This window comes from Chitinophaga solisilvae, from assembly GCF_009928525.1.
Lineage (GTDB): Bacteria > Bacteroidota > Bacteroidia > Chitinophagales > Chitinophagaceae > Chitinophaga > Chitinophaga solisilvae.
The window spans coordinates 380,406-405,921 of the sequence record NZ_JAABOK010000004.1 but is presented as its reverse complement, the minus strand read 5'-3'; the positions used below and the strand labels follow the sequence as shown (position 1 = coordinate 405,921).

General features: G+C 49.9%; 19 protein-coding genes. 3 read left to right on the top strand and 16 right to left on the bottom strand.

The window, feature by feature from the left end; translation table 11 throughout:
• Nucleotides 1–1,490: T9SS type B sorting domain-containing protein (locus GWG06_RS10220; RefSeq protein ID WP_160713037.1), on the top strand; the 1,490-nt coding region annotated here is incomplete at its 5' end.
• A 105-nt stretch (nt 1,491–1,595) separates the two neighbouring features.
• On the opposite strand, the gene GWG06_RS10215 is transcribed toward GWG06_RS10220, so the two are convergent.
• From GWG06_RS10215 to GWG06_RS10190, 6 genes are all read right to left on the bottom strand, one after another.
• Entirely contained in the window at nt 1,596–3,461 is a 1,866-nt protein-coding gene (locus GWG06_RS10215) for a hypothetical protein (RefSeq protein WP_160713035.1), read from the bottom strand.
• 12 nt (nt 3,462–3,473) lie between these two features.
• Nucleotides 3,474–4,277 (bottom strand): T9SS type A sorting domain-containing protein, encoded by an 804-nt coding sequence (locus tag GWG06_RS10210; protein WP_160713033.1) that lies wholly within the window; start codon nt 4,275–4,277, stop codon nt 3,474–3,476.
• Between the two features lie 1,143 nt (nt 4,278–5,420).
• A complete protein-coding gene (locus GWG06_RS10205) occupies nt 5,421–6,170 on the bottom strand; it encodes a GH25 family lysozyme (protein WP_160713031.1) in 750 nt (249 codons plus the stop codon).
• 1 nt (nt 6,171) lies between these two features.
• Nucleotides 6,172–7,044: a hypothetical protein gene (locus tag GWG06_RS10200; protein ID WP_160713029.1), complete on the bottom strand. Its 873-nt coding sequence runs from the start codon at nt 7,042–7,044 to the stop codon at nt 6,172–6,174.
• A 342-nt stretch (nt 7,045–7,386) separates the two neighbouring features.
• Nucleotides 7,387–7,647, bottom strand: a complete 261-nt coding sequence (locus GWG06_RS10195; protein WP_127035390.1) for a hypothetical protein — start codon at nt 7,645–7,647, stop codon at nt 7,387–7,389.
• Nucleotides 7,648–7,954: 307 nt separating this feature from the next.
• Nucleotides 7,955–8,674: a DUF3592 domain-containing protein gene (locus GWG06_RS10190; protein ID WP_160713027.1), complete on the bottom strand. Its 720-nt coding sequence runs from the start codon at nt 8,672–8,674 to the stop codon at nt 7,955–7,957.
• A gap of 286 nt (nt 8,675–8,960) precedes the next feature.
• Between GWG06_RS10190 and GWG06_RS10185 the strand changes: the two genes are divergently transcribed.
• The gene (locus GWG06_RS10185) at nt 8,961–9,158 is read left to right on the top strand and encodes a class I lanthipeptide (RefSeq protein WP_127035394.1); all 198 of its coding nucleotides are present in this window, start codon (nt 8,961–8,963) and stop codon (nt 9,156–9,158) included.
• Nucleotides 9,159–9,311: 153 nt separating this feature from the next.
• Here GWG06_RS10185 and GWG06_RS10180 read toward each other — a convergent pair whose 3' ends face one another.
• A complete protein-coding gene (locus GWG06_RS10180; protein ID WP_160713026.1) occupies nt 9,312–10,064 on the bottom strand; it encodes an SDR family NAD(P)-dependent oxidoreductase in 753 nt (250 codons plus the stop codon).
• 127 nt (nt 10,065–10,191) lie between these two features.
• Between GWG06_RS10180 and GWG06_RS10175 the strand changes: the two genes are divergently transcribed.
• The gene (locus GWG06_RS10175) at nt 10,192–10,542 is read left to right on the top strand and encodes a winged helix-turn-helix transcriptional regulator (RefSeq protein WP_160713025.1); all 351 of its coding nucleotides are present in this window, start codon (nt 10,192–10,194) and stop codon (nt 10,540–10,542) included.
• 121 nt (nt 10,543–10,663) lie between these two features.
• On the opposite strand, the gene GWG06_RS10170 is transcribed toward GWG06_RS10175, so the two are convergent.
• The 9 genes from GWG06_RS10170 to GWG06_RS10130 all read right to left on the bottom strand — a co-directional run bounded on the left by GWG06_RS10170 (nt 10,664) and on the right by GWG06_RS10130 (nt 25,513).
• The gene (locus tag GWG06_RS10170; protein WP_160713024.1) at nt 10,664–11,785 is read right to left on the bottom strand and encodes a redoxin domain-containing protein; all 1,122 of its coding nucleotides are present in this window, start codon (nt 11,783–11,785) and stop codon (nt 10,664–10,666) included.
• Between the two features lie 35 nt (nt 11,786–11,820).
• Entirely contained in the window at nt 11,821–12,732 is a 912-nt protein-coding gene (locus GWG06_RS10165; RefSeq protein ID WP_160713023.1) for a hypothetical protein, read from the bottom strand.
• A gap of 21 nt (nt 12,733–12,753) precedes the next feature.
• A complete protein-coding gene (locus GWG06_RS10160; protein ID WP_160713022.1) occupies nt 12,754–14,214 on the bottom strand; it encodes a RagB/SusD family nutrient uptake outer membrane protein in 1,461 nt (486 codons plus the stop codon).
• A gap of 12 nt (nt 14,215–14,226) precedes the next feature.
• Nucleotides 14,227–17,748, bottom strand: coding sequence for a SusC/RagA family TonB-linked outer membrane protein (locus GWG06_RS10155; protein WP_160713020.1), 3,522 nt, complete (start codon nt 17,746–17,748; stop codon nt 14,227–14,229).
• Nucleotides 17,749–18,081: 333 nt separating this feature from the next.
• Nucleotides 18,082–19,236 (bottom strand): FecR family protein, encoded by a 1,155-nt coding sequence (locus tag GWG06_RS10150; RefSeq protein ID WP_160713018.1) that lies wholly within the window; start codon nt 19,234–19,236, stop codon nt 18,082–18,084.
• A 116-nt stretch (nt 19,237–19,352) separates the two neighbouring features.
• Nucleotides 19,353–19,955, bottom strand: coding sequence for an RNA polymerase sigma factor (locus tag GWG06_RS10145; RefSeq protein WP_127035407.1), 603 nt, complete (start codon nt 19,953–19,955; stop codon nt 19,353–19,355).
• Between the two features lie 230 nt (nt 19,956–20,185).
• Entirely contained in the window at nt 20,186–20,959 is a 774-nt protein-coding gene (gene xth / locus GWG06_RS10140; protein WP_160713016.1) for an exodeoxyribonuclease III, read from the bottom strand.
• A gap of 76 nt (nt 20,960–21,035) precedes the next feature.
• Nucleotides 21,036–24,053 (bottom strand): polysaccharide lyase family 8 super-sandwich domain-containing protein, encoded by a 3,018-nt coding sequence (locus GWG06_RS10135; protein ID WP_160713014.1) that lies wholly within the window; start codon nt 24,051–24,053, stop codon nt 21,036–21,038.
• A 326-nt stretch (nt 24,054–24,379) separates the two neighbouring features.
• Nucleotides 24,380–25,513, bottom strand: coding sequence for a TlpA disulfide reductase family protein (locus GWG06_RS10130; RefSeq protein WP_160713012.1), 1,134 nt, complete (start codon nt 25,511–25,513; stop codon nt 24,380–24,382).
• Between the last annotated feature and the right edge of the window lie 3 nt (nt 25,514–25,516).

The window sequence follows — 25,516 nt, the reverse complement described above, 5'->3', positions numbered from 1 at the left end:
TGGGTGAAAGCCTTACCTACTCCATTGATGGCACCAATTACCAACAGGCGGCTACATTTACTGCGATAGGCGGTTCTTATCAGGTGACCGTGAAGAATACAGCGGGCTGCGTATCTGCAGCTACCAATGCGGTTGTGAACCCGCAACCACAAACACCGGCTGCACCTACGGTGAATGTTACACAACCGACATGTGCAAATGCTAACGGAACGATTACCATCACCGCGCCACTGGGAGAAAGCCTCACCTACTCCATTGATGGCACCAATTACCAACAAGCAGCTACATTTACTGCGGCAAGCGGTTCTTACCAGGTGACTGTAAAAAATGCTGCAGGATGTATCTCCCCTGCCACCAGTACTCGGATTAATCCATCACCTGATATTCCTTCACCACCTGTAGTACGTAATTTAGACTACTGCCTGGGAGCGGCCGCGAACCCGCTAACAGCTACCGGTCAACGTATCCGCTGGTATACCAGCGAACAGGCAACCATCCCGCTTCCCGCTGCACCTACACCGTCTACAGCAACTGCCGGCAGCTTCATCTACCTGGCAACACAAACTAATGACGCCGGCTGCGAAAGCAGACGCGCTCCGTTGACTATAACAGTTCATCCGTTACCCGAAATAACACTCCTCAGCAGCATAGCGGATATGACCGTACAGGAAGCTCCCCGTCAGCTGATGGCGACCCCCGCAGGTGGCATATTCAGCGGCAACGGTGTAACCAGTTCCGGAAACAGCTACTTCTTTAATCCGTCCACCAGCGGAGAAGGCAACCATACCATTACTTACACCTACACTGATCAGCAGCAATGCACCGGCAGCATCACCTTTACCATCCGCGTGATAGCTGGTACCGTAGATCTCAGCATCTCTAAAAAATCAGAAAATAAAACTACAGGCTCCAGAGAGTCCTTTGATTACACTATCATTGCCACCAACCTGCGTAACACCGGTGCAACCGGCGTTACGGTAACCGACAGACTGCCTGTATCCGTACAATACCAGCAGGCCCGTGTAACAACCGGAACAGTACAATACGACCAGGTGTCACATATACTCACCTGGATTATAGGCGCAATGCCCGGCAATACCACCGCCAGCCTCACACTGACCGTACAGGCACTGGAAATAGGCGCTGTTTCCAACACCGCCTCCATCAATTCCAGAGAACCTGACAATAACACTAACAATAATTCGGCAACAGATAAAAAAATCATCTCCGGCATTTTCATCCCCAATGTAATCACCCCTAACGGCGATGGAAAAAATGACAGATTTACCATTAAAGGCATTGAAAACTACCCCGGATCTCAGCTCATATTGTTCAACCGCTGGGGTAACCAGGTATATCAGCATAACAACTACAACAATCAGTGGGATGGGTACAACCTGAATGAAGGCACTTACTTCTATATACTTAAACTGAGATTACCCGACGGAAATCTCCAGGATTACAAAGGTTACATCCTGCTGGTGAGATAGGGTTATTTGAGATTTTGTACCCATTCATGATTTATTGCTGACCTGTAAGTCCTGAAGTAAATCATGAATGGGTACAAAATCTCAAATAACAAAATCTCAAATAACCTAATTAACAAATGTTACCTGCATTCCTGTATAAGTGCGTGATCCGTCGCAGTTACGCAGAATCACTTCATAATGATAGACACTGTTGAGATTTACATAATTGCCTTGCTTATCTCTTCCGTCCCACTTTATTTCTCCGTTATAAAATCCCGTGCACGTGGTAATATATTTTTCATAGACTTCATTCCCCCACCTGTCCCACACACGCAGCTCATAGGTATGCGCATTGTAGGCGGGCGCATTGCCCGCAGGCATACCGGTATTATACACCACCAGCGGTTGGGTCAAAGTCATGCCCGGCGGATAAGACAAGCCAGGAAATGCTCCCCTGAATTTCCCCGGCGTAATCGTATATGTACTACTGGTACAGCCATTATTTACCGTGAGTGTATAGGTAGTATTGCCGGTAACATTGTTGATATTGGATGTAACGCCATTACTCCAGGAAAAGGTATATGCTTCCCTGGCCAGCTGCAGGTGCTTGTCATATTCCTGTATTTCATTGGCATTGCCGCAGAGGATTACCTCCGGCTCAAACTTAATATTACCTGAACCGGTACAGTTATTATATCCCACACAGGAAAATCCGCCGGCAGGCTTGCCTGTAATTACCGTTACATAGGCCCACTGCTCATTCCTGCAGCCATTATCAAATACGACCCTGTATTTGGTGGACCGGTTGCTGGAAACCAGTATCTCATTCACCCAGTTGGGGAAACCGGCAAAGCCTCTGTCTACCATTGTACCGTTACCGATGAAGGTACCGGCTTCATTATACCATTTGAAGGTACCGGCCGGATAGGAGAATGGACTTGTTTTTCCGATACCTGCCGTCAGCACAGTACCCGCGCCGCAACAGACTACCTTGTTACCTACCCTGAGATCAGGAATATTGGCCTGAAAGATACGGGAAGTATACACCCAGCCGCTGGAGCAATTCTTAATGCCCAGTGTCACTTTATAGTAATGCAGGCCATTTGCAAACGGTATCAGCGAACGTACATTCAGCTGGCCTGCAGGGGCAGCAGTTGGCAGCATTGCAGTGGGATTACCGATAGGATTACCGCTGGCATCACATTCGGTAACAATCCAGTAATGCTCTGACTCATTCTGTGAACCACTGCCATCAAAAAACAGGGGATCCAGGTTGCTGCATGTTAAAGCAGGACCTGTCAGCTGCGGAACCGGCGGACTAGGTTTACATAACCCGTCTATATACGCATACCCGAAATGTGAATTTTCGGAACAATCTCCGGTGGCGAAATAGATGGTAACTGTCTGTCCTACCATACTGCTCAGCGCAGGCACGCATTCTGTCTGCCATTCCTTATAAGCCAATGCTTCCCCGTTGTAACTCATCGCATGGAAAAAAGAACTGGTGGCGTCGGACATAAACACCCTGCCATCAATATAATTGCCGGGAGTCAGGCTGGTGGCAATAGCGGAAGATCTGCTCACCCAATAGGAAAAAAACGGTTTATTCCCTGTTACATGGTTCTGAGGGTCCTGCAATACCATGGCATAGCGGAAAGAGAAGCCCGCAGGTACGGTGAAGGTATAGGAAAGCACTTCCGCTTCCCGCATCGTACCGGTATTGCCCAGCCGGATGGCATAGTTGCCTTCTGCTACCATTGGCAGGGCGGCGCCTACTATCGGATCATTGCCCGTAGCAACGATGGTATGGCGTCCGGGAACGATGCCGGGCGCATAACCAGTAGGATCAAATACTGATGACAGCACCGGTCTTACTCCCGTATAGCCCTGCCAGTTAGTAAAGCTGTTCATTTCTGCATCCCCGTTGGGACACTGGGCATTGGTGCTGTAGCAGGCAAATGCGGCCACCAGCCATAATAATATCTTCTTCATGGGTACAGGGGTTTAACGGATGATCAGTTTTTGTGTAACAGGCGCACCGGATGCGGATTCAATTCTTACCAGGTAAGCGCCGGAAGGCAGGTCCAGATTGGCGTTAACAATATGCGCGCCTGGCTCTGTACGCCGGTTTTGCAGGATAGTCTGCATAATACGGCCGTTCATATCAACGATCCGGATGGTGTAAGTTGTGGCATGTGCTGCCTGGAACCGGATACTGATATTTTTCCCTGCAGGATTAGGCGCTACTTCCAGGTGGCTGACGGCCGCGGAATGCAGACTGCCTGATTCACGCATGACAAACCGGTGTTCTGTACTTAAAAAATCAACCGTCATCCTGATATAATAGGCAGTTGCTACCGGCTTCCCTTCCTTGTCTTTGAAAAGAAAATAAATATTGCTGTAGTTGAAATCCTTGGCAGGATTCAGCTTGCCTTTCAGCGTATATTCATCTGTTATTCTGTAACAGGTGACATCGTCCGACTTTTGTCCGTCGAGCAGGATGGCTGTTCCTGTATAACGTTCAACAGTTGTACGATGCGGAACATCCGCACCGGATGGTTTGCCGGTATTATCAACAAATCCCGCTGCGGGGAAATAATCTTCACCCTGCACCAGCGATAACGCGGCAGGGTCGGCGGTAACGGGCAGGGATATACGGTGCGCCGCCAGGCGGAGCGATTGCCCCAGCTCATGCAATTCCTGCTGCATGGGAGTAGCAGGTGCCTGCAATATACCTGGCTCGCGGACATCCTGTGCGGCAACAGATAAGTTTAACGCCATGAACGGCAATAGTACAAAGGGTTTCATACATCGGGTTTTACAGATGGAGAATTGACTGAGGCATGAATCGGCTTCGGGTTCTTTTTTACGATCAGGTTAAACACAAACAAACTTATTCATTCGGGTATCAGGGCTTCTGTCAGTCAGCAGTTAACAGTAACAATATTAATAAATTTTATCAGCTGAAAAAATAAATCTGTATACATCAATACACAAGAAAACATTGTATAAACAGCATACTGCAGTATAAAAGCAGCATCCAGAAAAAAAGACTAATGTTGCTACTATTTGTTAACATAGCAGAGATTTTCAGCACAACAGTCACTCAATGAACAGGTATGACAACCAGCACCTGCATTACGCCTGGACCGCACTACGAAGTGATGAACGGATTAAGGGGCATCGCTACTGGTCCGTAGAAATGTCAACGGGAACAATATCTACGGCTATCGTACACCCTCCGGCCCGCTTCATTGCTGTTTTTTTTTCTTTAATTGAAAGCAGAATACAGGACCACCGAAATTTATAAACAGGAACCGGATTCACGCTATGGCAGAAACAAAAAGTATCTTAACCGGAAAACATAATAGTTAAGAGAATTTCAGCAGAGGCTCCATCATTGTTTCAACGCAAAAAAACAGTACTGCCTACAATAACCAATGTAGAAAACAGATCTGAAATACAGACCCAAAAAATTTTCTTTCACTCCTTCCACATCAGCCGATCAGGTCAGATTATCTTATCATAGCCGCCAAGGCTATACTATTGCATTTTTATTCTTATCCCCGCGTATAATGGGATAGGTATCTGAGCATTTCCGTTGCTGCTATCAACCACATCGATTTGTTAACCTCAATGCTACCCGGCAGTTTTGAAGGTGATTTATTCCATCAACCTTTTAAAAATCACTACATGGCTTTTTTTGTTCCTTACCTCAAAATGCCGCCTGCTACACGAAGCATTCCCGAAAGATGTCGTGTTTGTACTATTCGGGTGTGTTAAAATGTATTAATTTATTCCTGTTTAACCTGTAATACCAACCCACTGCGGGAGCAAAAATATGGATGTTAGGTTATCGTTGATTACCCGGCGAAGCTGATAAATGATCTCCGCGTGTTACCTCTCATTTCCGGAGGGAACAATAGCGGAGATCATTTCAGGCTCACCGGCTTAGTCAGCCCAATGTGCCATCAGCTCTTCCGTGGTTCCGTTATAAATATCGTAATCGATACCACATTCCAGACCTTTGATGCGGTAAAAACAGGGTCTGTCCGGTTTATCCCTACAACAGTTGATTTCACAGCCAAACTGCCACAAAGTATAGGTGGGCCATAAGGTATGCTTTTTAAAGACCTTCGCTACATTACCATCTTTTGTGAGGGCAATGATCCACAGCTTGCATTTTCTGAACGTTTCCCGGTACGGAGAGGCAGTCAGCCTGGAAAGGTTATTCAGGCCGCAGTAAATGTAGGGATAGCGTCCTGTCTTTTCGTAGATACGCTCTGCAAAAAGGGAGGCGTTGTAAGGAGAAATAAACTGTTTTGTTTTCTTATGCATTTCAAAGTCCAGGGCCAGTAGTTCCTTATGCACGAAAGAATCTCCCACCATTTTCAGATAGGCGTCAGCCTGAGCCACACCGCCTGTATCATATTTAGGCAGCCAGTAGGAGCCAAACAGGAGCCCCGCCGCCGTAGCTTCGGCTCTTCTTTCGTAGTAGGCAGCAGCATCTTCTTCAGACATTTTGTGGATGATTCCTTTGATTCTTTTATCAGCCGTCAACCTGCTGATACGGTAGGTGTTATCTTTATACACGTCGATCAGCAGTGGTTTTCCCGGGTCATCCCAGGGTTTGTTGAAGGTAGTTTGTGCAGCAGCCCACAAAGGGATAAGCGCTGATATCAGCAGTATGATACGCTTCATGCTATTCAGATTTAAGGTCGCCTGTAATTTTCAAAACATAGTCTGTGAATTTCTTCAGCTCAAAATGTTGCGGATCATCATGGCCGTCGTTCAGCAGTTCATCCACATCCACGTGGAATGCAGGCACCAGCCATTCCCCTTTTCTGATACCGGCACATATATACATCAGGGCCAGTCTTTCATACTGCGCATCGGTAAATCCCGGATCAGGCGCTACCGGCGCGCTTTTCGCCGTACCGGGAGGATATACCCTGGGTTGCAGCATTTCCACATGCAGAAACAAACCGTAGTAAGACGGCCCCAGGATGTCCCTCTCAAATTTGGTCGCCTTTTTCTTCTCAGAAAAATCTATCATGGTTTTGGAAGTTCCCAGCCTGGTAATCATCGTGTGGGAAGGCGGCTGTTTACCGGCATTCCATTTCCAGTGTGACAACCGGTTATATCCCCAGGTAGCATCATTGATATTATCCGGAAAGCGGTGCGGTATGGAGGGAGTGCTCATATCATGTATGACGAAGTAGCGTGCCAGGGTATGCTTGCCGTTTTTCGTCACACCGGACAAAGGTTTAGCTATACTTCCCCCTACTTCTGCTTCACGGATATGCTTTTCATCCAGGTATTGCTTCAGCCTGTCTTTTGAAATACCGGGATCTGTTTTCAGGAAGATGATAAATGCGGTATCAATGACCGCTGATTTCTCTTTTATTTTTCCCCACAGGACCGGCTTCCGCAACAGCAGCTTCGCCTGCTGTTCCTTATCTCCCGGATATTCCAGGGTTTCCCGGTTAAAAAGCTGCGGGGCTGTCTGCGCCTGACCCGCAGTTACGGATACTGTCAGGAATACAATACATGATGCAATTGTTCGAACTTTCATGAGGTTAAACATTTTGGTTTGATATAAATGGTATTTCGGGGAATAGTATCTTCCTGCATACTATGTACAGGCCATCCGGACAATCATCGGGGCGAACTATATTATCTGAAAAACATTACCGGAATACTGGTCTGAGTTACTGCTATTATTCAAAAATTATTACTTTGGGATGAACATACCGAATGTAGCAATTCCGCCTGATAAAAACCAATTTAAAATTGACGGATTTTGAGATTTATGGATTTAAAAATGCAGCGGATAAAACAACATGATCTTTGCTGTTTTATCCGCTGCATTTAAAATCCGTCAATCAAAAAATTTCAAAATCCCTGAATCAAATTACTAGTTCATGGATTGCGCTGTCATAAAAGCGCTGTATGCTTCTTTGGTCCACTGCTGGTAATCTTCCAGGCTGATGCCCAGTTTTTCATCGCGTACCACTTCTTTATATTCCCTGCAGTCCCAGTAACCGCGTGCGAGAGACTGAATATTTCTAGCTACATCCACCGGCGCCTTTTCATATTCTTCCGGATAGCTTTTGTAATTGCCGATGGCCAGTTTCTGTATTTCCTGTTTTACTACTCCGATGTTATTCTTTGCCATGGTTAAAATTTTTAGTTCGGTAGTAGTAAAACAAAAATGGTTCCTCTTTCATGCCAACACCGGGTATTTTAAGATTATTTTAACAGAACCAAACACCCACACACACGACCAAAACAGCCACCACAAAGCATTTCACCAACAAATATTTATCTACCCTATATAACCGCATCCACACAACAGTTATCAGCAACACATAAAAATGCGGGTTATCTCACGAGTTATCCTCCTATCTCCACTCCTATCTCCGTACTTATCTTCCCATATATCTCCACTGCATTTCAAATAACCAAATCTCAAATAAAAAATCTCAAATCCCTCCCCTGGTTTCGAAGGGAGTAATATCCACATAATATTTCCGGGGATGGTTACGGTCTATGTACACGTTAATCCTGGTATCTGCACGCAGCAACGGAGAAGGGTCCTGCCATATAAATCCGCTTTTGAAGGAATGGGTTTGTCCTGTCAGTGTATCTTTCCATTCACAACGGATAAAGTAGGGGTGTTGGCGGTTGACGGTGATATTTCTGTTTACATCTACTTTTATAGCGCCGGCCTGTACCTGCATGCCGGTCTGCATCAACCGGTTGCGGCGGGAGCGTTGCATTTGCACTGCCATATAATAGCCTCCGCCAATCAGGGTGAATATCAAACCCAGTCCGCCTGTGATGAGTACGCCCATGTATTCTCCCCAGCCGCCTATTTTCGCTTCATCCGGATTTTCAGGGTTGTAGTATACCCGTACCTGTTCTCCTGTTTTCCAGGCGGGTGGTTTGGAAGAATAATCAGGAATATAGCGGTGTTTCACGCCGGCGGAATCATAATAGGTCACCACCGGCGACCAGGTCACCGAACGACGGCTGCCGGAAGCCTTGCGTCTTTCTATCAGATCTACTACTACACCTTCCGTTCTGGTGGCGGCATTTTCAAACTTGCGGATGTTCCAGGTAAGATAGATGACAACGCACAACATCACCAGACCTATACCCAGAAAGATATTGAAGATAAAAGCTACACTGTTTTTTTTCATCAGATGAAACTGTTAATCAGCACACAATATAGCCACTATTTACACTGCGCCCCCATTTCATTTGAGATTTGGTTATTTGAGATTTGGTTATTTGAAATGCAGCGAAGCATGAAGCGATAATTATGAAGAAGATTGTGGCGAAGATTATAACGATGTTGATGACGAAGATATATGACAAATAACTGTCCGGCATTCCTTTACCGAAAAGCAACAGCGCTGAAAATTCCCTATGGCGCTACCTTTCAGGGTGAAGACAAGGGAACATCATCATTTAAACCATCATGTTATGAAGAAAAAAATCTCGTTAAACCAGAAACTGTCTTTAAAGAAAGAAACGGTAGGCACACTGCTGCCGAAACAGGAATCCGCTGCATGGATGGCCGCTGTGAAAGGCGGGCGCCTGACCACCATCGGCAGAACATGCTTCCCGAATACAGCAGATCCGGCCTGCGTTCCGGTCACCACTACCCCCATATGCCTTTGAGGCATAGCTGACATACATATGCCCCGGTTGCTTACCATGTAAAAACCCGGGGCATTATTTCAGATAATCTCCGCTTATATCTCCGCTTATATCTTCACTTCTATCTCCGCTGCATTTCAAATAACCAAATCTCAAATAACCAAATAAAAAAATCTAAAAGGGGTAGCGTCTCATCCCACCATCCACTACGGCTACTGTACCGGTGATGTAGCGTGCCCGGGGGGAGGCCAGGAATACCGCCATATTGGCGATGTCCTGTGGTTCTCCGAAATCGCCCAGGGGAATTTCGCGCTCCGCAAACTGTCTGCGTTCATCGCCGGGGAAAAAGCGGCGGATGTTGTTTGTATCGATCAGGCCGGGTTGGATACTGTTCACGCGGATGCCATGAGGGCCCAGCTCTGAGGCCAGCTGCTTGGCCCATGCCACCACGCTGGCTTTGGCGATGGCGGAAGCATTCAGGGTACGCAGCTCATAGGTGCTGGATATATTCAGGATAACCCCTTCTTTTCTTTCCATCATCTGCGGCAGCAGTGCCTGCGTCAGCTGCCGGTGGCGGTTGAAATCCAGGGTAAAGGAGGCTTCCCACAGTTCGTCAGGCGACACCACTTCCAGCGGCTGACTCCGTCCGGCGTTATTCACCAGGATATCTACATGTCCCAGCCCCGACAAGGCTGCTGCTGCAATCTGCTGCGGAGCATCCTGTGCGGTAAAATCATATACAAACGTTAACGGCTCTACGCCGCCAGATGTTGCAATCTCTTCTTTCAGGCTGCTCAGCAACGCTTCATTCCTGGCGGTTGCCAGTACCTTCACCCCTTCCAATGCCAGCTCTTTTGTGATCGCCCTTCCAAAACCCTGGCTGGCGCCGGATACCACTGCCGTTTTCCCTTTTAAATACAAATCCATATACTATTAATTTTGATAACGTTTTGCTGAATATTGCTGCTTAAAATTTCTTTTGTAAAAGTAAAGGGCAGCGGCTAATTTTACAGCCTATGCTACCAATTGTGTGGTACATACAAATTTGTAAGTAATGAGCACCAGAAAGCCAAACTCCACTTTTTCACGCAACGAACAATGCATCATTGACTGCGACCTTACCTATGCTGTACAAAAGCTGGGAGGCCGCTGGAAACTGCTGATACTGGACAAGCTGGCTGCCCGCAAGCTCCGGTTCAGCGAACTGAAAAAAGAATTCCCCTACATCACCGAACGCATGCTCACCCTCCAGCTACGCGCCCTGGAACAGGACGGCCTGGTGAAAAGAACCGTATATGCAGAAGTACCTCCAAGAGTAGAATACGAGCTAACAAAAAGCGCTATAGAACTGGGACCGATATTAAAACAACTGAGTGTGTGGGGAAGCAAAAACAGAAATATTTGATTTACGGATTTTGGAATTTTTTGATTTTGAAATTTATAAATGCAGCGACGACTTTCAGATAATCTTCGCTGCATTTATAAATTTCAAAATCAAAAAATTCCAAAATCCGTAAATCTGATCTTTATTGCAGGAGCGCCTCCAGCTTCTTCTCAAGGGTTTCCCCGCGCAGGTTTTTAGCTACTATTTTACCGTCGGGGCCGATGAGAAAATTGGCTGGAATACCTTGTACACCGTACATTTTAGCGGCTTCGTTTTTCCATCCTTTAAGGTCGGACACCTGTGTCCATTGCAGGCCGTCATCATGAATGGCCTGCATCCAGAAGGATCTTCCGTTTTCATTATCCAGGGAAACACCGAGGATCGTGAAGTTTTTATCCTTGAATTTTTTCCAGGCCGCCACCACATTAGGGTTCTCTGCGCGGCAGGGACCGCACCAGCTGGCCCAGAAATCAATCAGTACATATTTGCCACGGAAATCTTTCAGCGATACCGGATGATTCAGGGTATCGTTCTGTGTGAACTCTGGCGCCATCACACCGATAGCGGTTTTGCGCTGTGAGGCGAGCAGACTGGCAAACTGTTGGCCTGACTTACTTTTACGCACGGCAGGCGATAACCGGTTGAAGACAGGTTCTGCTGTTTCCGGATCCGGGTCGTAGCCCGCCCATTCCGTCAGTGCATCCAGACTCACGCCCGTATTGGGATGCGCGGCAATGAATTTTTCCAGGACCTTTTTCTGTGCTGCATTGATCGCTTTATTTTCTTCCTGGTATGATTTTTTAAATGCAGCCTCTTCCCTTTCGTCCGGCGTTTTGGCGTAGTATTTACGGCTCAGGTCATCGGAGCGTTTGTTCACGTCGCGGGAGGCCGCTTTATAGGCCTGATGGTCTTTGTTGGCGGCGCCGCCGTTAACAACGGCATTCATGATAGAGTCGGCACTGTTGACAGCGATAGCAGCCGGCTCCAGGTAAAAGGTCAGGCGGTTAGCCGTGAAGGAACCCGTGAGGGTGCTGCCGGTGAACAGGAAGGCGCGGGAAGGCGCTTCCGTAGTACCGGTAAAAGTGAAGCGGCCGTCAACGATGGCGGCAGAGTCGATGATACGCCCTTTGCCATTACTGCCATACAGGTAGGCTTTCGGGAAGGTGTTATCCTTTCCGAGCTGCCCGGTGATGGTATACTTCGCTTCCTGTGCATGGGCCAGGACAGGTAGCAGCAGGGAGGCTGCCAGTGTCAGTTTTTTCATGTAGTCTTATTTTTTTCTGATGTATGATATATGAATCAGTTACCTGTTTTCTGTCTGTATTCATTGCCTATTTTCTGAATATCCCATCCGTAGCTGTTGAAATGACGGATGATGACTTCATACTTCCTGGCCCTGGCAGGGCTGTTATCCAGGTACTTTACCTTGATATTTTCATACGACTCGGTGGCAATCAGGGAGAGCCAGTCAGGGAAGTCGCTTTCAAAACTCCGTGAACCGTTGGCTGAGATATAGCCTCCGTTGCGCGCCAGTTCAGCATTGGCAGCATCACGGGCCACCTGGTCGCCGTCCTGCTGGTACTGTTTCAGAATTTTATCATAGGCTTCTCCGTTGTCGTATGCCTTTCCGCCCAGCACAAATGCTGTAATCGGCTGTTCCATTCTGCCGGCGATCTGACCACCCAGCTCCTGCCATACCCTGCGTGTCAGTACGGTATCCATAAAGTAATGGCGCTCCGGATCGGTGACAGGCAGTGCGCCGTACATTTCGTTGGGCCAGCAGATGATAAGCCGGCTGCGGCCGATGGTGGTAATATCCTTTTTCCAGAAACTGCCGCTGTAGGATTTAACGAAAAATAATTCCAGCGGGAAGAAGCGTTTGGCGAATGTTTCCGTCACCTGCGACAGCAGCGTTTGCGCATATATGGTAGCGCTGCTGCGATATGCCGGCTCTATCTTGCCTACGCCCCAGCGGTTGATAGGATCGGTAGCCAGCACCCCGTTGGTCACTTCTTTCCAGTCGTTAAAATCCATGCGCATCCACACGCCGTAGTGTTCATACATGGCTTTTATTTCTGCCGGCGCATCTGCCGGAGGCATATACTTTTTTGCTATGCCCAGATCCGGTGTGAAACCGGGGTTATCTTCCTTGCTGCAGCTGCTCAGGCTGACGGCCGCCAGTAATAACCAGGAAAAATATCTTGCTTTCATGTTGTTGGTTTTAGATTAGAATCAGAAAGGATTAAGCGGCATATCAGGACTGTTATTCTGTTCTGACATCGGTATCTGCAGCAGGTAACGGGGATCGCCCTGTTTCAGCTCATACACCTGTCCGTTCTTGTAAACATGCGTCAGTGCAGGCTTACCGAGGCGGCGCAGGTCCATCCAGCGCATACCACCTTCAAATGCCAGCTCCACCCTGCGCTCCTCCAGTACGCGGCGCATCAGCGCGGCATCATCCGCAAAATCGCCCGCCTGCAATGGCGTGAAACGTCCTTTCTTCATGCGGCGTACCAGCAGGTTGTTAAGGTCGGTAATGGCTTTGGCCGGCTGTTTCAGTTTGATATTGGCTTCTGCACGGATAACATACGCCTCGCTTACTTTCAGCCCGATGTAATAGGAAGGGTTCTCCTGCCGCGCATACATGTAATACACGGTGGGGCCCACACTTACGCCATCGGCAGTATTCAGGGCATAAAAAGAGGAGAAGATGTAACGACGGTAGTCGCTGGTACTATCCTGGCGCAGCGTCAGGTTCAGCAGCTCCTGTGTTGGCTTGAACATATACTGCGGATAGTGGAAGATGTTTGTATTGGCAGTACCGCCCATATAAAACAGTACTTCATTTTTATAATCTCCGTCAATAACGCCGAAGTTGCCGGAGAAGGAGCTGACATCGCTTTTGGCGGCATCGATGTGCGCCTGCAGCGTATTCATATCAGAGAGCGGCTTGGTGGTAATCACGTCGGAAGCTGCGGCTACCGCCTTTTCATTTTCTCCCATGAAAAGGTATACGCGGGCACGCAGCAGCTGCAGGGCGCTCGCATCAAACCGGAATTTGCTGCGGCTCTTCTTTCCAGCCAGCAGCGACGCTGCCTGGTCCATATCCGCAATAATCTGCCGGTATACTTTTTCCAGCGGTTCCCGCACATTCTGTTGCGTGTGCTGGTGTACATCCTTGGCTGTCAGCGGCATAGGCACGCCATGTGCGGTACGCGTGGCTTCGCTGTATGGCTCTGCATAAAAGTTAACCAGGTAAAAGTAAGAGAACGCGCGCAGTGCATAGGCTTCTCCTTTCACGGTTTCAAACAATTCCTGTTCATCCTTTGCAGGCGTACGGCTGCTGAATTCATCCAGTACGGTATTGGCGTAAAAGATGGACGAATACAGCTGTCCCCAGCAGGGATCATCTTCCACGCCGGGCAGCTGCTTGTAGGGCGCCCAGGTGAACCACAGCTCCTGATCTCGGGGAGCTGTATACGTGGTGCCGAGGTTCGCATATACGTTGTCCGTCATCATTTCTGTCCGCATGAAAAAATCAGTCCGCGGATATCCGCCCAGCAGTACCGATTCATAATCGGCTATGCTGACCGGCATCATACTGTTGACCGGCTTTATATCCAGTAGTTTGTTGCAGCTGCCTGTCAGTACAGCTATCATCAGCAACACAGGTGTCAGGTATTTATATTTCATGATGGCATCTGTTTAGAACTGTAAGGAAAAGGAGAAAGAATAGGAACGCGGCAATGGCAGGAAGGTGTTACCGAAGGAAACATTCGCGCGGTTGGTGTCACCGTATTTCATCATAGAGCCGGTGGCTTCGGGATCCTGCCCTTTGAGCGCGCTGTTCTTCCATACATGCAGGTTGTTGCCCTGCAGCATGAAACGTATATTCTGAATACCTTTTTTACGCAGCGCGGCGTTGTACAGATCATAGCTCAGCGACAGGTTCTGCAAACGAACGAAGTCGCCCTTCACGGTTCTCAGGTCACTGTTATCATACATCTGCGCATTGTACGGCATGGCGTCGGAAAGACCAGGAACATTGCTCTCCGGTTCCAGTACCGGCACGTTGGTGCTTGTTTCATCACCCGGATACTGCCACCTGTTCACCCATTCGGCGGACATATTCTGCGTTGGTTCCGGGAAGTTGAAGACATATCCCTGCGACAGGTTACGCAAACGGATCACGTTCCCGAAGCTGCCGATGAATAAAGCGGATAAAGTGAATTTTTTATAGGAGATGGTATTCGTGAAACCTGCCTGTACAATCGGCATGGTAGTACCGGAATATTCCAGCCCGTCGAGCGAACGCATACCACTGTAGACGGTCTTACCCGGCTTCTCGTTGTAGAAGGTAGCGCGTCCGCTTTTATCGAGGCCCGCGAAGCGGTATGACCACAGGCCGTTGATAGGCTTGCCTACTACCGCTGCAGAGGCAAAGTCGGAACGCTGCGCATTGGTGAGCAAATCCACGGTCGGCAGTGAATACACATCCAGTACTACGTTCTTGTTGTAGCCGGCATTGAGGTTGGTAGACCAGCGGAAATTCTTATTATCGATATTGATGGTACTGAAAGATACTTCCAGTCCGGTGTTCTTCATGGAAGCCCAGTTTACCTGAATGGTGCTGAAACCTGACACCTGCGATACGCGTTTGCTGCCCAGCAGGTCCATGCCTTTCTTATTGTAGTATTCGATGGTAGCTACGAAGCGGCGTTTCCACAATCCCAGTTCCAGTGCTACGTTGGTAGTATAGTTTTTCTCCCATTTCAGGTTGGGGTTCATCGGTGCGGTGATCTGCAGGTAATTATCCTTATTCGCCAGATCCGGTTTACCGATACTTGCCACCAGGTTGGAATACGCCTGTGAAGCCACATTTCCCTGGCTGCCATAGGAAGCGCGCAGCGTCAGGTAGCTGAGCCAGTCCTTGTTGGCAAAGAAGTTTTCTTCCTTCAGCTGATAGTTCAGTCCTACAGCCCATAACGGCTGGAACAGCTGGTTGGTTTTCAGACCGAAACGGTTGGAGCCATCTGTACGGGCGTTGAAGCTCACCGTATACCTGTTTTTAAAGGTATAGCCGGTAACACCGAAATAAGATACGGCGGCGGTCTGGTTCAGGTTACCTCTCCAGTAGGGAAGCCCCATTTTCTGCATCAGGGCAAACTGCGGTATCTGCTGTTGTCCGCGTTCATGTACATACCCGTAGATCTCTGTTGCTTCATCCGTATATCTAGTGGTTCTGACTTCCTGACCGGCCATTACATCGAAGCGGTGACTGGCATTGATGACTGGCATCCAGGACACCTGGTTACGGAAGGTGATGGAGTTGTTGTTGGTGTTCTTGCCTTTGCGGTAACCGCCCTGTTCCCACAGGTTTACAGCTGTATAGTCGATAACGGTGATAACATCCTGCTGTCTTCTTTTTACAAAATAGCTGTTTTCTGTAGCGATGTCTACATCGGTGGTATTCTGGTTGGCGAAGGAGAACAGGCTGCTGAAGATAAGGCTGTTCAGCGGCTTCCATTCCAGGTCTACAGTACCTCTGATACCGAAGCTGCCGGAGTTGCGCCATCCGTAGTCCCTGTTTTCGATAAAGTTATATTTCAATCCTCCGTAGTAGAGATGATTATAATTCCCGGCCTCGTTATATGCGTTCTGGGCGCGCGTGGTATATATGGCCCATTCGTAGGGGTTTTCCCGTGAGTCGGTGGCAAAGAAGCTCTTGTTATCGCGCCTGTTCACATCCAGCATACCGCCAAGCCGCAGGGTAGGAAACAGTTTGGTATACACTTTCAGTGAGCCGGTGTATGTTTTCATGCCTGTCTTCATCGCGGTGGCCTGCTCGTCCATATAGCTGCCGGAGAGGTAGAAAGTGGTTTTCTCATTACCGCCGGAGATGTTGATGTTCTGCCGGTGTGTAATGGAATTGCGGAACAGGTATTCAAACCAGTCGGTGTTTACCTGTTCCAGCTGGTTGACTTTCTTTTCAAAGTCGGCCCAGGATATTTTATGATCGTGTACATCTACCAGTGCGCGTTCAAAATCGGTAGCAGTGCCATAGTCGCCGGTTTTAGGCGATGTTGCACCGAGTACGCCGCGGCGCATCATTTCCAGGTTTACGCCGACTCTCTCCTTCGAGTTCATCATATAGGCGTCCTCTATGCGGGGGCGCATGGCGGCGGTAACGAAGCTGCTGAAGTTAATACGTGTTTTGCCGGCCTGACCTTTCTTGGAGGTGAGCACAATTACGCCGTTGGCGGCCCTGGTACCATAGATGGCGGTGGCGGCGGCGTCTTTCAGTACGTTGATGGATTCAATATCTTCTACGTTGATACCGCCGATACCGGAGGCGATCAGGTTGCGGTTAGTCATGATATCGTCCACAGATGCGCTGATAGGATCGTCCAGGATGATACCGTCTACCACCCATAAGGGCTGCGTGTTGCCGCTCAGCGTGGACGTACCGCGGATACGTATCTGCGGCACCGCGCCGGGTGCGCCGGAAGTGCTCATCACCACCATACCGGGTACCTGTCCCTGCAGCAGCTTATCTATGTTAGGCTGGTTGATGGTTTTCAGGTTTTCAGTTTTGATGGAAGTGATGGAGGAGGTCAGCGACCTGCGTTCTACTTTCTGGTAGCCGGTCACCACTACTTCTCCCATACTTCTGTCTTCCTGCTGCAGCACTACATGGATAGTGGTGCGTCCATTAATTTTTTCTTCATGGCTGCGGTAGCCGATAAAGGAAAATATGAGCGGCACCGTATTATCAGGGATGGTCAGGTGCCAGATACCCTGTTCATTGGTGATGGCGCCGATGGTGGTGCCTTTCACCACCACGGTAACGCCAATCAGGGGTTGTCCCTTACTGTCGGTAACAGTGCCGCTGAGCGCTGCCGGCGGCGCTGTTACCACTTCAGCGGTGACGGTCTTCGGTTTGATCAGAATAGTATTGTTCTCTTCAATACTGTAGGTAATAGGCTGGTTGATAGTAATACGGTCCAGTGCTTCCCTGAGCGGTACATCTGTCAGGCGTACATTCACCGGATGCGTATTTTTCATCGTCTCGTTGCTGTACAGGAACATATATCCTGTTTGTTGCCGGATGTTGGTGAATACCTGCTGTACAGCCGCATTATGTTCTGACAGTGTCACCTTCTGGGAAAATACCCTGGCGCTTACCTGCAGACATATGACCAGCAGGACTCCTGTTAATTTGGTCATTAGTATCAGTTTTTTAAGATACCTCCGGTAGCCATGGCTGGTGGTGGGAGCTACCGGCGATTTGGTTGCTGTTAATGTTATACCACAGGGGGCCGATCCCCCTTGGGAGTATAAAGATTCTCTCATATCTTCGTTGCTTGGATTTACGATGGTGGTTTTCGCAAAAAATCATTATCCATGCCTGGCGCTGATTGCAAGTCTTACCAGGCTGGTTGATCCGTACGTTACCGGGAACGCGCCAACGTTTCCGGTTTTTTTTACATGGTTGATCTGGTCAGAATAATCTGTTGAATTAATTTTTATTGTTACTGACTGAACGGTCCTCCTCTCCCGTTACTGTTTTAATACTACGATAGCATCCTTCGCATGATCGCCCGCTCCTGTTCTGACAAGCCTGAAGCGCGCGCTGCCTGTTTGTTCCAGCATAGTAATCACTTTCGATAATGGCTGATTTCTGCTGATTTGTCCGGTATAATGAATATCCGGCGTTCCTTCATACTGTATATCTGTATCGTACCACCGTGCTATGATACGCATGACTGCTTCCAGGCTGGCATTATCAAAAAAGAAGATGCCATTCTTCCAGGCGGTTACATCCGGGAGTGCGCCTGCGGTTACTGATACCGGCTGTTCTCCGCTGCGGTTCAGTACTGCGGCCTGCTGCCCCGGTTGCAGCACCACGGCATTACTGCTACCCGGTACGCTTACTTTTACACGGCCTTCCAATAAAGTGGTTATTGTCTGTATTTCGTTCGTATAGGCATTTACGTTAAAATGTGTGCCCAGCACCTGTATATCCTGATGGTCGGTGATAACATGAAACGGCTGGCCGGCGTTGGCGGCCACTTCAAAATAGGCTTCTCCCTGCAGCTCCACTGTTCTGTCTGCCCCCGTAAACGCGGTGGGATAACGAAGGGAAGAGGCGGTATTCAGCCACACGCCGGTACCATCGGGCAACACAATCCTGAACTGCCCGCCCCGCGGCGTTGTCAGCACATTATATTCCATCATGGCAGGGGTATGTGCGGCCACATATTGCAATCCGCCGCCAGCCTGCCGGATGGCGGTGGCGCCCTGCCTGATTTCCTGACGGCCGTTGCTGTCGAGCTGGATACGGGTGCCATCAGCCAGCGTCAGCACAGCCCTGTCGCCACCCGGCGCTTTATCTGTCAGCACAACAGTAGTATTGCGGGGAATGAAAAAATACAGCCCCGCTCCCAGCAGCACCAGTACGGCGGCGGCGGCAGCCCACCAGCGAACAGCTGACAGGCGCAACCCGGACTTCTGCGGTTGCCCGGTAATATGTTGTAAAGTAGACTGAATCACGCTTTCAGGCATCACCGCCTCCCCCGCTGCCTGATGCAGCAAATGCGCAATCTGCTCTTTGATAGCTGCTTCCTGTTCCGGCTGTATCGCCAGCCGGCTGAATTCAGCGATCTCCTCCGGTGTAGCTATACCGGCAGTATACCTGCTGAATAAATATTCCAATCGATTTTGGTTCGTCATCATGCTTGTTTACGGGAGAAAATGGCTGGTGTGATGATCCCGCTATAAATGAAGATACCTGTCGGGAAAGATGTGGGGGGGTGTCTGAAAAAAAAATTTTAGTTCAGGGAGTGAAGACTCCAGACGAAAATAATTTCTGCTCCTAATATAAGCGGGTCCTGTGTTTGCAGGAACTGGCGGATATTTTTGATAGCCAGCTGCAGGTGCTCTTTGACAGTATCCGGCCGGATCTGCATCCTGGCAGCTATTTCCTCGCGGTTCAACCCTTGCTCCCGGCTGAGGCGCCACGCCATCTGCTGCCGCGCAGGCAGGTGGCTCACGGCCTTATTTACCAGTTCATGATAATTACGGTAGATAATTTCATCGGTGGTTTCATTGGAAACATCGGGCATATCATCCAGCCCTGCCAGCACCGTTTTCAGGCGCAGACTTTTCCGCAGCGCCCTGAAGGCATCGTTGCGGGCAATAATAAACAACCAGGAAGGTACGTCGTTGATCTCAGGCAATACCTGCTTCTGCATCCATACTTTCATGAACACATCCTGAACCAGCTCCTCCGCTACAGATGTAGTTTGTGTGAGCATCAGTCCTACTTCATAAATTTTCCGGTAATGTTGCCGGAAGAAATCAGCAAACGCTGATTCATCCCCATCGGCAATACGGGCAATAATCTCCCTCTCATTATATTGGCTGCCCTTCATCAGATAAAGTATATCCCCTTACTCGCAATAGTTGAACACGGCTGGTTTAGCCGCGCTAAAGTATCACAAACTTTTTAAAAATCAAATTATTTGAGATTTGGTTATTTGAGATTTGGTTATTTGAAATGCAGCGGAGATGTGGGCGGAGATTTATATAAAGATATACAGGGAGATTGCCGCGGAGATGCGGGCGGAGATTTATATGAAGATAACGGGAGATGTTTTTGCTTTTATTTTTTCAGTTCGATCCATACGGGTGCGTGGTCGCTGGATTTTTCCCAGCCGCGTACGTGGCGGTCAACGCCGCCCGCAGTGAGGCGGGGGGCCACCTGGGGGCTGAGCAGGAAATGATCTATACGCAGTCCGGCATCGCGGCCGTAGGCGTTACGGAAATAATCCCAGAAGGTATATATTTTCTGATCCGGATAAAGCGTACGGATAGCGTCTGTCCAACCCTGCGCTACCAGCTGGTGGAAGGCAGCCCTTGTTTCCGGACGGAACAGTGCATCGTCTACCCAGCGCTCCGGCTTATACACATCCAGTTCGGCAGGCATCACATTATAATCACCGGTCAGTACCACAGGTATCTGCTGCGCCAGCAAAGCGGCCGCATGATCCGTCAGGCGCTTAAACCAGCTGAGTTTATAATCGAACTTCGGCCCTGGTGCAGGGTTGCCATTAGGGAGATAGAGGCAGCCTATCAGCATGCCATTCACTTCTGCTTCCAGGTAACGGCTGTTCACATCTTCCGGATCACCGGGCAATGCGCGCCTGACTTCCTTTATAGGTCCGGCCTTTGACAACATGGCTACGCCGTTCCAGCTTTTCTGTCCATGCCAGCAGACGTCATAACCCGCATCGCGGATGGCCTGCTCCGGAAACTTTTCCTGCGGCGCCTTTAGTTCCTGCAGGCACGCCACATCCGGCGCTGTTTCCGCTAACCAGCGAAGTAATACCGGCAGGCGGCTGTTCACACCATTCACATTGTAGGTAGCTATTTTCATATGCGGACAGGCTTGTTTGGATACCGAATTTACAAATATTCCTGCTCATCACGGCAAGCCTGCCCGCTTTCATATATTATCTCACTATCAGCAGCCGTTGCACCGTCCGGCTGATGCTGCCCCGCAGATAATATACGCCGGGCGGCAAAGCACTTACATCCAGCTGATGCCGGGAGCCGGCTGTTACCTGCACCCGGCGCTGCTCCTGTCCGCGGTTATCCGTCAGTATCATCAGCTCCGTTCTGTTGCTCCGGATGTATACGTTGTGCGAAGTGGGATTAGGCATGACTTCCGGCGCGCCGCTTTTATTGACTGCCATTTTCATGTCCGGCTGCATGGCGGCCATACTGCGGGCATTGGCGGCAGCCGGTGCTTTCAGGTAAATCACCAGCCGGGGACGCAGCGCGCTGTCAGCTGTCTCGCGCGAGTGAAACGCTGCATCTGTTTTGGCATCGCCGCGAAGCGTTGACACCACGTGCAGGGACAACAGCCCGCTGTTGCTGCCGGCGCTGGCTTTCAGCTGACCGGTAATATTAAATACGGCCGTTGTGCCTGCGGGGCTGCCGGGAAAAGTATCCAGTATGCCCGCGGAAGCCGGACGATTGTTCCAGTTGATACTCATCTCCTGCCAGCTGTTATCTGAAACGAATTTTGTCTGCCACGTGGTAGTGGTGATGGAAGTGTTGGCTGACTTCACCTTCAGCTCCAGCGTTGCTTTTTCTATCTGAGCGGTATCCAGCTGGCTGACATCAAATTTCAGGAATACTTCCCGGTTATAGGAGGCATTATCCTTTTTGATGACCAGGCCGGTAGCTGCGCCGTAGTTGACTGCCGCACTGCTGCCATCATTCACATAGGCGTCTGCTACCGGAAACAGCGAACGGGTATATACGGGCGCCGGCGGCGTATAGCCGGGCGTGTTATGATCCACTGTATACCTGACCGTAGCGCCGGCGTATGGCGATACCGGCAGCTGGCATACCAGCGCCTTCTCTCCTGTGATGGCAGGCAGTTTCAGCCGGAGCGTCAGCTGGCGTTTTGCCTGCGAAGGATCAGCGGCATGTACGGTCACCTGCGGCGTGCCGATATGCTTCAGCAGTAACACACAGCCCGCATCGGCCTGTATGGTGATGGAATCGTGCCGGAAGGTGGCGGGCCTGAAAAATACCAGCCCCCATAGGTCAAGCCCGGCATGGTACACCGCCTGCACGGAATCTGTATTGGCTGCAATCTGCACCTGTGCGGCATTGTAGGCAGCCATACCTGCGGCATCCTTTCCGGGAACTATCGTATAGGCGTAGCTGTTATTGACAGGTTGTACCCCGTGGTCCAGCCAGAGTTTGAACACCGCCCGGCTTACCGTATCGGCTGCCTCGCTGCTGTTAATGGATTTCCAGGAGCCTGTCTGCACAGCAGCGGATAAAACGGCTTTGCCTCCCTGCGGAAACGTATAACCGGTACCGTTATGCAGTATCCACTGCTGGGTACCGTTATAGGTATACTGACCACCGGTGACTGTCTGCACCGTTCCGCCGGAAGCTACTGTCACCGGCCCGTTCAGCAGGGACTGGTCCAGCGTGGTATTCACCGGCTGTGCATGGGTAGAGCTGATACCTGCGCCCAGGCATACTACTTCTTCTTCAAAGAAGAACCATGATTTTCTGGCAGTGGTGTTAATGTTGAAGCCATTATCTGTATAGGCATAGGTAGAAACGCCGTACAGGCTGTCGGACACACCGCCGGTGAAAGTGGATGTACCGTAGGTACCCCAGGCTGCCGGCAGTGGAATGGTGGTTACCAGCGGCGCTGTTACACCCGGAATCCGCGCCCAGTCCCATACCGGAAAGATGTTGAAGTATTCATTACCGGCAGTGGTGATATGAGTGGCGCCATCTGCCAGGAAATAGCCTTTCAGGTTTTCACCGTTGCCGTTTTCATTACGCAGGGTGCGGGAAGATACGGTTCTTACATCCACGCTGTAGGCGGGGCGGGTATGCAACGTATAGTCGGCACTGTGATAGTGGGTATGTCCTGCGGCAACGCCATAGGATGCGGGCTGAGTTTCATTCACCCGGCTGATGGCGGCATCATAGGCGCCGGCATTCGCGGGGTCGAGTATTTTCATGTTAGCGGCAAGCCCTGCCAGCCCGCCCTGGCTGAGGGCGTTGGATCTGCTGACGCCTCGTCCCAGCACATCGAAGTGCATATATTTTCCCCGGATGGTTTTGAAATAGGTTTCGCGGATGAAACGGCTGAGCAGATCCAGGCGGCTGCCGGCCAGCGCATAGGTGGTGCCGGCGGTGAACAGGGCTACATTCACTTCACCGCTGAGGAACACGCTGCCGTAGCCGCCGATGTACAGCTGCATGCCGTGTTGTTTATAGGCAAGGTCATATTGCAGTCCTTCTCCGGTAGTCATAAAAATCGGGTAATATGCCTGCGCTACCCCGAAGGCCAGTACGGCGCTGTCGGCCGTAAGGGATCCTCTGTAAATCCAGTGGGTGGCTATATCCAGCTTATTCGCGCCAGAGCCCTGCGATCCGGGCTGGTCGGGCCGCCCGCCTTCTGTTGCCATCCGTGACAACAGCTGACTGCCGACAGTAGCCGGCAGCGGTACCGCGCCGGCACGCATTAATATTAATATCACTCCCACCCGTTGCGGGCAGGCAATCTGCTGATACCACCAGTTGGTGCTGGTGGGATGCGCATTATACCAGTATGTCAGCCCGTCTGCAATACGTTGCTGCAGCGCCCCGCGCTGATAGTAGTAATTACCGGTCTTCGTATATGCCAGCGCCATCTGCCGGAGCCGGTCCAGGTGAGTCACGGGTTGCCAGTTCGTCTGATCCCTGCCGGCGTAATTAATATCACTCCAGGATCCATCCGGCTGCATGGTTGCCAGCAGCCCGTCCACCACACTCCTCAGCGCCGCCGTATCCTTCACACCTGCCCACTGCAGCTGCCGGATATTGTTCATAATGGAATCATTCACGGTAGGGATACTGTCTGCCTTCCCCCGGAAAGCAGCCATAACACTATAACAGCTGCCCACCCAGATCAGGCAGCACAACATACAGAGCTTTGTAACGTTCATGTGCATACGTAGAATTTTTGGTAACAGGATGATTATTTCTGATGATTACAGGTTACAGGCGTAAAGGGTCATAGATATTACAGACACAAAATCTGTTGCAGATGCAACCGGCAGGCATTGTTCACTTTATCTGTTCAGATCAAATATAGGGAAAAATGAATGGAAAATTCAAACGTTTGCATAAATCTTAAATTACGAATTGCGAATTACGAATTACGAATGCAGACGAGAAGATAAAAGCGAAGACCGAAGCGATATACTATTAAGTATCTGCTTCGGTCTTCGCTTTTACATTCGTAATTCGCAATTCGTAATTTGTAATTAACCTATTTCACAACTTCCTTCAGCTTCTCCTCCAACTTATCTCCTCTCAGATTCTTCGCTATAATCTTCCCTTCGGGGTCCACCAGGAAGTTCTGCGGAACGGCGCGGACACCGTATAGCCGGGCTACTTCATTTTCCCAGTATTTCAGGTCGGACACGTGGGTCCAGGTGAGGTTGTCTGTGTGGATGGCTTTCAGCCAGGCATCGCGGCCGTTGGCCTGATCCAGGGATACGCCGAGAATGGTGAAGGGCTTGTCTTTGAATTTGTTGAAAGCGGCTACTACATGCGGATTTTCTGCACGGCACGGGCCACACCAGCTGGCCCAGAAATCAATCAGTACGTATTTGCCACGGAAGTCGCTGAGGCTCACCGGCCTGCCCAGTGTATCGTTCTGGGTGAATGCAGGCGCTATCGCGCCTACGGCTGTCTTCTTCCAGCCATCGATGGTAGCGGCTACCTCTTTACCTCTTTTGCTGTCTTTTACTGCGGATGAAAGGCCGTTGAAAAGCGTTTCGATATCTGCTACATTATCGGGTATGCCACCCGCAAAGGATTGCAGGGCATCCAGGCTTACCTGCGATTTCGGGTTTTGCTGAATGAAAGACCGGTATTGCAGCTTTTCTTCTTTCCTGATAGCCGAATTCTTCTCTTCCATGACCTTGCTGAAGTCCGCCGATTTACGGGTTTCCTCGCTGGCGGCAATATATGCTGCGGTTAATGCGTCCTGCTGTGCGCGCGTATCTTTCAGGAGGGCCTGCAGGCGCTGCTGATCGTCGTTCAGCCGCGAACCTTTTATGACCGCTTTAGATACGGAGTCCGCACTGTTCAGGGTAATAGTGCCCTTCTCCAGGTATATCCGCAGCATGTCCGACTTAAAGGATCGCATCGCGCCTGGTTCGGTATGACGCAATATCAGCGTGGCTGACAGCGGATCGGTGATGTTGCCTTTGAATGCAAATACACCTTGCTGCAGGGTGGCGGAATCGCTGACGGACTGCCCGTTGGCGCGGTAATATAAAAACAGTTTCGCCGGTGCATTCAGACTGCCGATTCTGCCTTTCAGCACAAAGCTGCTTTCCTGTGCCAGCAGCGTAGCTGGCATAGCCGCCAGCAAAGCCATAACAATGTGTTTCATATG

Coding starts and splice junctions, on each gene's coding strand:
- GWG06_RS10215 (WP_160713035.1), bottom strand. CDS start 3,461: ATGAAGAAGATATTATTATGGCTGGTGGCCGCATTTGCCTGCTACAGC.
- GWG06_RS10210 (WP_160713033.1), bottom strand. CDS start 4,277: ATGAAACCCTTTGTACTATTGCCGTTCATGGCGTTAAACTTATCTGTT.
- GWG06_RS10205 (WP_160713031.1), bottom strand. CDS start 6,170: ATGAAGCGTATCATACTGCTGATATCAGCGCTTATCCCTTTGTGGGCT.
- GWG06_RS10200 (WP_160713029.1), bottom strand. CDS start 7,044: ATGAAAGTTCGAACAATTGCATCATGTATTGTATTCCTGACAGTATCC.
- GWG06_RS10195 (WP_127035390.1), bottom strand. CDS start 7,647: ATGGCAAAGAATAACATCGGAGTAGTAAAACAGGAAATACAGAAACTG.
- GWG06_RS10190 (WP_160713027.1), bottom strand. CDS start 8,674: ATGAAAAAAAACAGTGTAGCTTTTATCTTCAATATCTTTCTGGGTATA.
- GWG06_RS10185 (WP_127035394.1), top strand. CDS start 8,961: ATGAAGAAAAAAATCTCGTTAAACCAGAAACTGTCTTTAAAGAAAGAA.
- GWG06_RS10180 (WP_160713026.1), bottom strand. CDS start 10,064: ATGGATTTGTATTTAAAAGGGAAAACGGCAGTGGTATCCGGCGCCAGC.
- GWG06_RS10175 (WP_160713025.1), top strand. CDS start 10,192: ATGAGCACCAGAAAGCCAAACTCCACTTTTTCACGCAACGAACAATGC.
- GWG06_RS10170 (WP_160713024.1), bottom strand. CDS start 11,785: ATGAAAAAACTGACACTGGCAGCCTCCCTGCTGCTACCTGTCCTGGCC.
- GWG06_RS10165 (WP_160713023.1), bottom strand. CDS start 12,732: ATGAAAGCAAGATATTTTTCCTGGTTATTACTGGCGGCCGTCAGCCTG.
- GWG06_RS10160 (WP_160713022.1), bottom strand. CDS start 14,214: ATGAAATATAAATACCTGACACCTGTGTTGCTGATGATAGCTGTACTG.
- GWG06_RS10155 (WP_160713020.1), bottom strand. CDS start 17,748: ATGACCAAATTAACAGGAGTCCTGCTGGTCATATGTCTGCAGGTAAGC.
- GWG06_RS10145 (WP_127035407.1), bottom strand. CDS start 19,955: ATGAAGGGCAGCCAATATAATGAGAGGGAGATTATTGCCCGTATTGCC.
- xth (WP_160713016.1), bottom strand. CDS start 20,959: ATGAAAATAGCTACCTACAATGTGAATGGTGTGAACAGCCGCCTGCCG.
- GWG06_RS10135 (WP_160713014.1), bottom strand. CDS start 24,053: ATGAACGTTACAAAGCTCTGTATGTTGTGCTGCCTGATCTGGGTGGGC.
- GWG06_RS10130 (WP_160713012.1), bottom strand. CDS start 25,513: ATGAAACACATTGTTATGGCTTTGCTGGCGGCTATGCCAGCTACGCTG.